10 protein-coding genes are annotated in these 9616 nt (G+C 55.4%); 9 read left to right on the forward strand and 1 reads right to left on the reverse strand.

The features are described 5' to 3' along the window. The 4 genes from AC5OW4_RS12805 to AC5OW4_RS12820 all read left to right on the forward strand — a co-directional run. Nucleotides 1-450 (forward strand): hypothetical protein (locus tag AC5OW4_RS12805; protein WP_493677045.1); only part of this gene is annotated, 450 nt, incomplete at its 5' end. Then, nucleotides 450-1538 (forward strand): AAA family ATPase, encoded by a 1089-nt coding sequence (locus AC5OW4_RS12810; RefSeq protein WP_295767824.1) that lies wholly within the window; start codon nt 450-452, stop codon nt 1536-1538. The genes AC5OW4_RS12805 and AC5OW4_RS12810, both read left to right, overlap by 1 nt. Then, complete coding sequence (locus AC5OW4_RS12815; protein WP_493677046.1) at nt 1538-3751, forward strand: DUF5682 family protein; 2214 nt, start codon at nt 1538-1540, stop codon at nt 3749-3751. Before AC5OW4_RS12810 ends, AC5OW4_RS12815 begins: the two co-directional genes overlap by 1 nt. Continuing rightward, the gene (locus AC5OW4_RS12820; RefSeq protein WP_072684478.1) at nt 3751-4896 is read left to right on the forward strand and encodes a VWA domain-containing protein; all 1146 of its coding nucleotides are present in this window, start codon (nt 3751-3753) and stop codon (nt 4894-4896) included. The genes AC5OW4_RS12815 and AC5OW4_RS12820 overlap by 1 nt, the downstream gene beginning before the upstream one ends. A gap of 159 nt (nt 4897-5055) precedes the next feature. Here AC5OW4_RS12820 and AC5OW4_RS12825 read toward each other — a convergent pair whose 3' ends face one another. Beyond that, entirely contained in the window at nt 5056-5310 is a 255-nt protein-coding gene (locus tag AC5OW4_RS12825; protein ID WP_020223481.1) for a DUF3892 domain-containing protein, read from the reverse strand. A 61-nt stretch (nt 5311-5371) separates the two neighbouring features. On the opposite strand from AC5OW4_RS12825, the gene AC5OW4_RS12830 reads away from it, so the two are divergent. The 5 genes from AC5OW4_RS12830 to AC5OW4_RS12850 all read left to right on the forward strand — a co-directional run bounded on the left by AC5OW4_RS12830 (nt 5372) and on the right by AC5OW4_RS12850 (nt 9380). Beyond that, on the forward strand, nt 5372-6037 hold the full coding sequence (locus tag AC5OW4_RS12830) for a hypothetical protein (protein WP_493677047.1): 666 nt from the start codon (nt 5372-5374) through the stop codon (nt 6035-6037). A gap of 39 nt (nt 6038-6076) precedes the next feature. Then, nucleotides 6077-6238 carry a hypothetical protein gene (locus AC5OW4_RS12835; protein ID WP_159432785.1) on the forward strand — a complete coding sequence of 54 codons (162 nt, stop codon included), beginning with the start codon at nt 6077-6079 and terminating at the stop codon, nt 6236-6238. Nucleotides 6239-6289: 51 nt separating this feature from the next. Beyond that, a complete protein-coding gene (locus tag AC5OW4_RS12840; protein ID WP_493677048.1) occupies nt 6290-6772 on the forward strand; it encodes a RidA family protein in 483 nt (160 codons plus the stop codon). A 362-nt stretch (nt 6773-7134) separates the two neighbouring features. Then, nucleotides 7135-7563: a competence protein ComK gene (locus AC5OW4_RS12845; protein ID WP_072684476.1), complete on the forward strand. Its 429-nt coding sequence runs from the start codon at nt 7135-7137 to the stop codon at nt 7561-7563. A gap of 47 nt (nt 7564-7610) precedes the next feature. Beyond that, nucleotides 7611-9380, forward strand: a complete 1770-nt coding sequence (locus AC5OW4_RS12850) for an asparagine synthetase B family protein (protein ID WP_072684475.1) — start codon at nt 7611-7613, stop codon at nt 9378-9380. The last annotated feature ends 236 nt before the right edge of the window (nt 9381-9616 follow it).

A 9616-nucleotide genomic window follows, 5' to 3' on the forward strand; every position in this document is an offset into this window, starting at 1 on the left:
TCCCTACACGACGCTCTTCCGATCTTGTTAACGGGACAGCGGAACGTGGAGAAGGGACTGTTCAAGAAAACCATGGCCACGGTTTACGGGGCGGAGGATCCGTTAGGCAGCAGTGTGCTGGTGCATCTGGCCGATCCGGAAAATGCCCTCCTGAAGCAGAAGCTTTTCGATTATTTTGATCAACGCCGCCAGACGGCAGGGCACTTGTATTTTAAACAAGTTTACGGACTGCCGCTGCAGGAAGAGCTGCTTGCCTATTTAAAACACAGCGCTTTCGGCCCGGGACAGATGGCGATGATGACGCGTGCTTTCTGCCGCCCGCGCGAAGCAATTCCGGTCTTAAACGAGCTGCAGGACTACTGGAAGAAGAAACGGCCGAACGCCCAGTTATGGGAGTTCTACGTGCTGGAAAGTGCGATCACGCAATGTGAAGAAAGCGAGGATGAATAATGGAAAATCAGAAATTTCAGCGGCTGCCCGCCGAGATCTTGTATCAAACAGAGCTGGATACGTTAATCGCCAACGAACAATATCCAGTTCCGCCCGGCTGGAACATGTCGCCCCGTTCCGTCTTCACCTATATCTGCGGCGGGCGCAGCGGCAAGCTCGAGATCACGCCGAAATATATCGGCAATCCGCGCTTAGTCGAAATCGCGATCGCGACGCTGGTCACCGACCGGGCGCTGCTTTTGATCGGCGAGCCGGGCACGGCGAAGTCGTGGCTAAGCGAGCATCTGTGTGCGGCGATCAACGGCGATTCGACAAAAGTGATCCAGGGCACCGCCGGCACCAGCGAGGAAGCGATCCGCTATTCGTGGAACTACGCGATGCTGATCGCCAAGGGTCCCAGCGAGGAAGCGCTGGTCAAAAGTCCACTGCTGCACGCGATGGAAAGCGGCAGTCTTGTGCGCTTTGAGGAAATCAGCCGCTGCGCCAGCGAGGTCCAGGATGCGCTGATCTCGATCCTGTCGGAAAAACGCGTGTCGGTGCCGGAGCTGAATCTGGAAATTCCGGCGCAGAAAGGGTTCTCTTTGATCGCCACCGCGAATACCCGCGACAAGGGCGTCAACGAGATGTCGGCGGCTTTAAAACGGCGGTTTAACATCGTTGTGCTGCCGGCGCCGGGCGATTTGAAGACGGAGATGGAGATCGTTACCCAGCGGGTTGGCCAGCTGTCGGGATCGCTGGGCCTGCAGGCGAAAATGCCGGATCAGGACATTGTCGAACAGGTCGTCACGATCTTCCGCGAGCTGCGGGGCGGGGCGACGCTGGATGGTAAGCTGAAGGTGAAAACGACCTCCGGTGTCTTGTCCTCTGCTGAGGCGATTTCGCTCTTGGCGAACAGTATGGCGCTGGCGGCGAGCTTTGGGGATGGAAAAATCCGCGCTGCAGATGTGGCCGCGGGCTTGCAGGGAGCGATTGTCAAGGATGAAGCGAAAGACGGCGTGGCGTGGAAGGACTACCTGGAAAATATTCTGAAGAAGAAAGGCCTGGCCTATTATGAGCTCTATCACGCGTGCATGGAGCTGAATAAATAATGGCGGCGGTCTTCGGCGTCCGTCATCTCTCGCCGGCCTGTTCGCTCCATCTGAGTGCGTTTCTCGATCAGCTTCAGCCCCAGGTCGTCCTGATCGAAGGCCCGAGCGACTGCAGCGATTTCATCGAAGCGATCGTCAGCGCGGAACTGACGCCGCCGTTTGCGATCATGGCGTACACTGACACAACGCCGGTCCGCTCGGTTTTATATCCGTTTGCGTGCTATTCGCCAGAGTATGTCGCGATGCAATGGGCGCATGCCCATCAGGTACCGTGTGCGTTTATGGATCTGCCTGCCGCGGCGTTTCTGGTGCAAAACGACACGCCGGACAAACCGCAGGCAAACGATCAGGCGCAGGATCAGGCCATGGATTTGAAGCTGGATGAAGAGGATCGTTGGGAACGGATGTTTGAGCATGAAACGGACGGGGCGAAGTTTGCCGAAGCGCTGGCGCTGTTCGCGCATCATCTGCGTCAGCTTCAGCCGCCGGATGCGCTGACGCTGCGCCGCGAGGCGTTTATGCGCGGGGTCATCAATCGTTATATCCAAAGTGGAATCGACGAAGAACGAATTGCGGTGATCTGCGGCGCGTATCATCGCGAAGGTCTTGAAACACCGTCGGCTTCAGGACAAGCAGAAAAGCTTCCGGCGCTGTCCGTCCGGCGAACGCTCATGCCGTATTCCTATTTCCGGCTGGCCTCGCTCTCCGGTTATGGCGCGGGCAACAAAACGCCGGCCTACTATGAACAACTCTGGCAGTATGGACGCAAGGGGCGCCCTGATCAGGCGGCCGCGGCTTACTTATCGCAATTATCGTTTTATCAGCGCAAACATGGCTATCCTTGTTCCACCGCCCAGGTCATCGAAGCGCTGCAGTTGGCGCAGAGTCTGGCCGCGCTGCGGCAGGAAGCGACGCCTTCTTTGCAGGATTTAAAGGATGCCGCGATGGCCTGCATGGGCGAGGGCCGGCCGACAGTGTTAATGGAAGCCTTTGTTGATACGGAAATCGGCACGGCGATCGGAAGTCTGCCCCAGGGTCTGTCGCAGACGGCGATTCAGAATGATTTTTATCAGGCGCTGCGGACGTTGAAGCTGCAGCGCTACAACACGCTGACAGCGAATTTACTGGAACTGGATCTGCGGGAGAAGACCACGGTGAAGACGGAAGCGTCCGCGTTTCTCGATCTGCGCCGGTCGATGTTTCTGCATCGGCTGCGGGTGCTCGGCGTTCCGTTTGGCACGCTGCGGCCAAAAACTCAGGCCCGCGGCGATTGGAAGGAAAGCTGGGATTTACAGTGGAGCAGCACGGCGGAGATCACGTTGATTGAAGCTTCGCTCTCCGGCGACAGCGTCGCCTCCGCCGCTCAGTTTGTGCTGCGTGAACAGCTGGCCCGTGCGCAGCAGCTCAGCGAATGCGCGGCGGTCATGGAAGAAGCATTTCTCTGCGGCTTGCAGGAAAGTCTTGACGATGCTTTAACAGCGGTGCAGGCGCTGGCGATTGATTCCTCGGCCTTGGAGGAGATCGTCAAGACGGCGCGCCGGCTGAGCACGCTGCTGCGGTTTGGTTCGCTGCGGCAGATGGACAGTACGGCGATTGAGCCGTTGTTTCACCAGCTGTTTTACCGCGCGCTGCTGTTGTGTCCGGGCAGCTGCCAGTGCGATGGCAAAGCCGCCCGCGGCGTAATGGAAGCGCTGGGTTCCATCAATGAGCTGTCGATTCTGCACGACCATTACATGGAGGAAACCTGGCTGGACGTCTTAACGGAATTATCCGGCCGCGGCGACGTCCATCCGCTGTTAGGCGGCTATGCGGCGGCGATCCGGCTGGAACGGGGACTGTTAGCGGAAGCGGAGTTGGAGCAGTGGATAAGCTATCGGCTGTCGCCTGGGGTGCCCGCGGAAATCGCGGCGGCCAGCTTTGAGGGATTGATGCTGCGCAATCACTACGCCCTGATCGCCCGCGCGTATCTGTGGCGGCAGCTCGACGAATACATCGCCAGTCTGCCCGATCCCGATTTCCAGCGTATTCTGCTGGTTTTGCGGCGGGCGTTCGGCACATACAGCGCCGCGGAAAAGCAAGCGGTCGCGCAGAATCTGGGCAGTCTGTGGCAGCTGGATGAAGACAGCGTTGCGGAAGTGCTCAACGACGAGTTAAAACAAGAGGAACAAGATCTTCTGAGCGAACTGGAAGATTTTGATTTTGGTGAATTCTGATGGATACTCAACAAAAACTAACGCGCTGGCGGTTAATCCTCGGCGCTCAAACAGAGTCTGAATTTCAGAAGCTGGATCCCGATTTTAAGCTGGACCGCCGCGGTCTGGCGCTGGATGCCGCGCTGGCGGCGGTGTATGGCGGAATCGGGGAAGCTGCGGGCGGCGGAGCCGGCCTGGGCCCCAGCCATCCGCAGATTACAAAGTGGCTCAAAGACATCCGCTCGCTGTTTGATCCGGATCTGGTCAAAGTCATTCAGCAGGATGCGATCGAACGGAAAGGCTGGAAGCAGCTGTTGATGGAGCCGGAGCTGCTGGAACAGCTGGAACCGGATTTGGAAATGGCCAGCGTATTGCTTACGTTAAAAGATCTGATCCCGGCGAAGTCGAAGGATCAGGCGCGCGCCTACATCCGTAAAATTGTCGAGCTGATCAACCGTCAGCTGGCCTCACAGCTGCAGCGGTGCGTGCATGCCGCCCTGGCGAAGCAGGAGCATTCCCCGCTGCCCAGCGCCGCGGCGATTGATTTTCCTTATACCGTGCGCAAAAATCTGAAGCACTATTCGCCTGCGCTGCAGACGATCGTACCGGAACGCGTCTATTTTTTTGACCGCAAGCAGAAAAGCAACCGCTGGCATGTGATTCTGGATATTGATCAGAGCGGTTCCATGTCCAGCTCGATCCTCTATTCCTCCGTCACAGCCTGCATCTTGGCGAGTATGAACGCAGTGCGCACGCACGTCGTGGCATTCGATACGACGATTGTGGATCTCAGCGAGCTGTGCAGCGATCCGGTCGAGCTGCTTTACGGTTTCCAGCTGGGCGGGGGAACCGATATCCATAAATCGGTAAAATATTGTGAACAGCTGATTGAGGAGCCGAACAAAACAATTTTTTTCTTGATTTCCGATCTGGATGAAGGCGGCAATCACGCCGGACTGCTTCACCGGCTGCAGGCGATGAAGGAAAGCGGTGTGACCGTGATCTGCCTGTTGGCGATTCAGGATGGCGGCAAGCCGTATTACAGCCAGGATATGGCGCAGCGCGTGGCCAATCTCGCGATTCCCTGTTTTGCCTGCACGCCCCAGCGGCTGCCGGAGCTGCTTCAGGCGGTTTTCCAGAAACAGGATCTGGCCCGGTTCGGCTGATTCACTTAAAAAGCGGCAAGGTTGGCGACGATCCTTTCCGCGGCATTGGTGATTAATTTTGTTCTGCGTGGAAAAATAGAAAAAAGCAGGGATTTTGCCCTGCTTTTTTCAGTACCGGAGAGAATCCGGCAGTCCTGATTTAGAGTTAAGGAGGAAAACTTAGAACTCTTTCAGGTTAGAGAACTTCGTGTTCGGATCGCCATCGTTCTTAGAACGGATGTGCTGCTTTCCGTCACGGCCTGTAAACAGCATCGCGCCTTCGATCTTGCCCTGTTCGATAGCTTCGATCGCCATCTCATAGTCATAGACCTTGCCTGTGTTGGACTTAAATTCACACAGGTTTCCTTCGTTGTTCTTACGAACAGCGACGAAACGTTCTTTGCCGGATTCAGTTTTCTCGTTTTTTCTTGCCATATTTATCGCCTCCTGACATTATTCTGAGCCCGGCCAGCATAAATATACTTGAGGTGATATTGTGAAATTCTGGAAATTTGCGGCTGCGGATCTTTCGACGGTACTGATCGATCAGCCGCCCCATGCCGAATCGGCGTCCCGGATTCTGAGCGGGGGGCTGGGCATCGGCGGCGATCAGCTGGCGGGCGTTGGCGAACAGGCTGAAGAAGGAAGCGTTCTGCTCGATGCGCAGGGCAATGACGGCCCCTCGCTCTTGTCCGTGGTGCTGGCCAAGGCAGCCTGGCAGAAACGCATGCAGAATCAAGCTCAGGGCACGATTCGGACGCCGGACCGCTGGATCAGCTGGTTTATCGAGAAAAATGGAATCGCGCTGTGCCTGCCGCGTCCGCAGGTTACGAAAGACTTCATCGGCTATTATGGTCAGCATGAATGCCGCGGGGAGGGGATTCTGCCCTGGGATCCGCCGGATCATGCGGTGCATCGCTGGCGGCTGATCGACGCGCAGTCCTTTTATCTGGATTCCAGCGTGCCGGTGCAGGGACGAATCTGCGGCAGTGCGGAAGGGGCGCTGTGCGCCTATGCCTGCCTGCGGAAAGACGGACTGCTTTCCGGTCCGGCGTTAGCGTTGTGCGAGGGCGGACGGTTCTGGATCCGGCCGCAGGGGAAGGCGCTGATCCTGACGACGCCGGTTTTTTTCATCGCCGAGGGTTCTCTATTTGAAAATTAACCTGAAGTCCAGTATAATAGGCGTCAGAGGTGATGGAAAATGATCGAAAACGTCAATGACTTCTTATCTGTTGCCTTTCTCGCGCTTCTTTTAATCATTGCGGCGTTTCAGGTCGTCAAGCATTTCAGCTCGCGCCACGCGCGGCGGATTATGGATCTGGAGCGGGATTACTATATCCAGGATTTTGAAGAAGACGAATAGGAATCCGATCATAAAATCAGACTCAAAACGGCAAACGTACAGGAGGTAAACATGCTGATTCAGGAAATTACATCTGCCAATGCGCCGAAAGCGATTGGCCCGTACACCCCGGCGGTGAAGCTGGGTGACTTTGTTTATATGTCCGGCCAGATTCCGGTGGATCCGGCCAGCGGCGAAATCATCGCGGGCGGCATCCAGGAACAGACTCACCAGGTATTAAAGAATATTGAAGCGCTGTTGGCGGAGATGAATCTGGAAATGCGCCACATCGTCAAGACGACGGTCTTCATGACCGACCTGGGCGAATTCAACGCGATGAACGAGATTTACGCCACGTATTTTGACCGGCCATATCCAGCCCGTTCCACGGTGCAGGTCGGCGCGCTGCCGAAAGGCGCGAAGGTCGAGATCGAATGCCTGGTCATCGACACGCTCGTTTATGAACGTCAGATGCAGGGCGGCTGCGGAGGCTGCGGCGGGGGCTGTTCCTCGGATGAAGGCGGCTGCTGCGGCGGCGACTGCTGCGGAGAATAACCTAACACAAAAATTGGACTGAGGCTTCTCTATAAGGATTGTTTTGTCTTTGAACAATCAAAAAACAGGGAAATTGCAGCGGAAATTCCGGTTTTTACTCTCGCTTTGCGGGAGTTTTTTTATGTTTTTTTCAAGCGGTAAGAATAAATTGAAAATAGAATGTTAAAACTGCCAGCCGGGTATAAATAGAGCTGACGGGTTTGTATGAATTATGCGAATAAAATAAAAAAGAAATAAAAATTTCCCTGTCCTGTGCATAACAGAAATATTTACGAAGAACGAGAAAAAAACAGGATTTTTTAAATTTTCTGCAATGATTACTAGTGACGGATCACTCACCAAAGCATTAAAAAGGGGAATTTATGAGAGACTTATTACTACTTTACTACGATTCAGCAAACTGCTGCACGATTGCGGTCCATTTCGATGGGACAATCAGCGCACTGCCGGACAAACCGGTAAAATGGCTGCGCCGCTGGTGCGTCGAGGCGGGAAGCAGCCTGGAAGGGCGGCTGGATGGTTACCGTAAGAAAATGGGAATCATCCAGAAACCGGCGCTTTATATCGGCGGCTATCCGCCCCAGATCTTTATTCCGACCGTGTCCATGGAGCGCGATGACTGTCTTTACCTGCGGGCTGACCGCATTCGCAAGATTATGAGCGATGACGGGATCGCCGTGGTTTGTTTTGATACCGGCGTTGTTTACCGGATACCGGTCTGCGCCCGCAGTCTGCGTCAGCAGCGCAACCGCAGCCTGCAATATTTGGAAATGTTGAACGGCCTGCGATGAATCAGACGATGATGTTTGTCATAGAATGAAACGATGAGGAGGAAATTATGACGAAGATCAATCTGATATTCAACGAAAATCGGAATATTCAAAAAGAACAGTCCCGGCTTGAACGAATGGGGCTGAAAGACGAACTGGCGATCGTCAGCGACGAGCATCTTCTCGCTTCGGCACAACCAGATCAAATTTACTACGACAGCCAGCGCAAGTGCGGCTGCTTCTGGTCGGGCGTCCTTGATAACGAGGACGAGCTGCGGTCGTTATGGGCTCAGTACCGGCCGCAAAGCACAGGCAACAGTGCGAAAATGTTGGCGCAGCTGTATGAAATTTTAAGTGAGAAGCTGTTTGAAAAGCTCGACGGCTGTTTCGTGATCGTGTTTGTCCAGGGGCATCAGCTGCATATCGTGCGCGATCCGATGGGCGTGAAAACGTTGTATTATACGCGCAAGCCGGATGGGGAATGGCTGTTCTCCGATCAGATCAAAGGGTTGTTTGCCGAGGGCAGCCGCATGCCGGTCGTCAACCGGACCGCGCTTCTGGAGCTGTTTGCGTTAGGGCCGTCGCATACCGAAGGGCAGACGTTTTATAAGAACATCGCGGAGCTGCCGATGGGGTATGCGCTGCTGATCCGCGACCGCAAGGAAAGCCTGCACGAATACTTTGAGCTGAACGTGCACCGGCACAACGAGGATCTGGCCGCGACGGCGGCGCATGTCCGGCAGATGGTCAGCGATTCGCTGAACCGCCAGTGCGCAGCCTCGGACGTGCACGCGGCGTTTCTTTCCGGTGGTTTAGACAGCAGCATTCTGTGCGCGCTGGCGTCAAAGCGCGGACCATTAACGACGTATTCGCTGGATTATGAGGGCAACGCGCAGTATTTCAAGGGCTACGCGTATCAGACGACGCGCGACAACGAGTATATCGACGCGATGATCGAACGGTATGCGTTCGACCACCATCCGCTAGTCATCGCCCAGCGCAAATGCGCGGACTTGCTGGAACCGGCGATGATCGGCCGTGATGGTCCCGGCATGGCGGATGTCGATTCCAGCCTGTTATGGATGTATGGCAAGGTCAGGGAACAGAACGGTTCGGTGTTGACGGGCGAATGCTCGGACGAGCTGTTCGGCGGGTATCCGTGGTTTTACCGCAGCGATCTGGTCAGCCTGAAGTCTTTTCCATGGCTGCAGTCGTTGCCGCAGCGCGTGAAGCTGCTGCGCGCGCCGATGAACGAGCTGGACTATGAGGGCGCGATGCGTTCCGCTTACTGGGCGACCGTTCAACGAGCTCCGAAGGATCCATTTGACAGCGAACAGGATCAGCGGGCCAAGCTCATGACGTATCTGACTGTGCATTGGTTTATGCAGACGCTGGTGCAGCGCCAGGAAGCGATGGCGGCTCTGACAGGCTTGACCGTGCGGGCGCCGTTCTGCGACGCGAAGCTCTACCAATATCTGTATAACGTGCCGTGGTCGATGAAATTTTATAAAGGCGAGGAGAAGGGACTTTTGCGGCTGGCGTTTGAAGACATCCTGCCGGCCAAGGTCGCGCACCGCAAGAAAAACCCGTATCCGAAGACCTATCATCCGGAATATACCCAGCGTGTCAAGGACCGTCTGCAGGCACTGATCAACGATCCTGAGTGCCGTTTGTGCGAGCTGCTGGAGCCGGCGGGATTGCAGGAATTGATCGACACCGACGGCGGCAGTTTTGCCAAACCGTGGTTCGGTCAGCTGATGATGGGACCGCAGCTGCTGGCGTATTTTATCCAGCTGGAACTGTGGCTGCGCCGCTACCAGATCCGTATCGAATTCTAGGATTTCAGATTCCTGTCTTTTTGGCTTGAAAGACAAAATAAAGATGATAAAATGAGGAATGGAAAAAAAGAGGAGATTTTATGTCAAACCAAGCCAAAAAAGACTGTAAAACATTGATTGCAGTCATTATTTCCGCCTTTGTCTACGCGCTGGCGATGAAAGCTTTCGTCGAGACCGGCAATCTGTTCCCGGGCGGCTTCGCCGGCCTGAGATCGGAAGAGCGTCGTGTAGGGAAA

The sequence above is a fragment of the Holdemania sp. genome (genome assembly GCF_986127675.1).

Bases quoted from the DNA above. Each gene is read 5' to 3' on its own strand.
- AC5OW4_RS12810 (WP_295767824.1), top strand. From the start codon at position 450: ATGGAAAATCAGAAATTTCAGCGGCTGCCCGCCGAGATCTTGTATCAA.
- AC5OW4_RS12815 (WP_493677046.1), top strand. From the start codon at position 1,538: ATGGCGGCGGTCTTCGGCGTCCGTCATCTCTCGCCGGCCTGTTCGCTC.
- AC5OW4_RS12820 (WP_072684478.1), top strand. From the start codon at position 3,751: ATGGATACTCAACAAAAACTAACGCGCTGGCGGTTAATCCTCGGCGCT.
- AC5OW4_RS12825 (WP_020223481.1), bottom strand. From the start codon at position 5,310: ATGGCAAGAAAAAACGAGAAAACTGAATCCGGCAAAGAACGTTTCGTC.
- AC5OW4_RS12835 (WP_159432785.1), top strand. From the start codon at position 6,077: ATGATCGAAAACGTCAATGACTTCTTATCTGTTGCCTTTCTCGCGCTT.
- AC5OW4_RS12840 (WP_493677048.1), top strand. From the start codon at position 6,290: ATGCTGATTCAGGAAATTACATCTGCCAATGCGCCGAAAGCGATTGGC.
- AC5OW4_RS12845 (WP_072684476.1), top strand. From the start codon at position 7,135: ATGAGAGACTTATTACTACTTTACTACGATTCAGCAAACTGCTGCACG.
- AC5OW4_RS12850 (WP_072684475.1), top strand. From the start codon at position 7,611: ATGACGAAGATCAATCTGATATTCAACGAAAATCGGAATATTCAAAAA.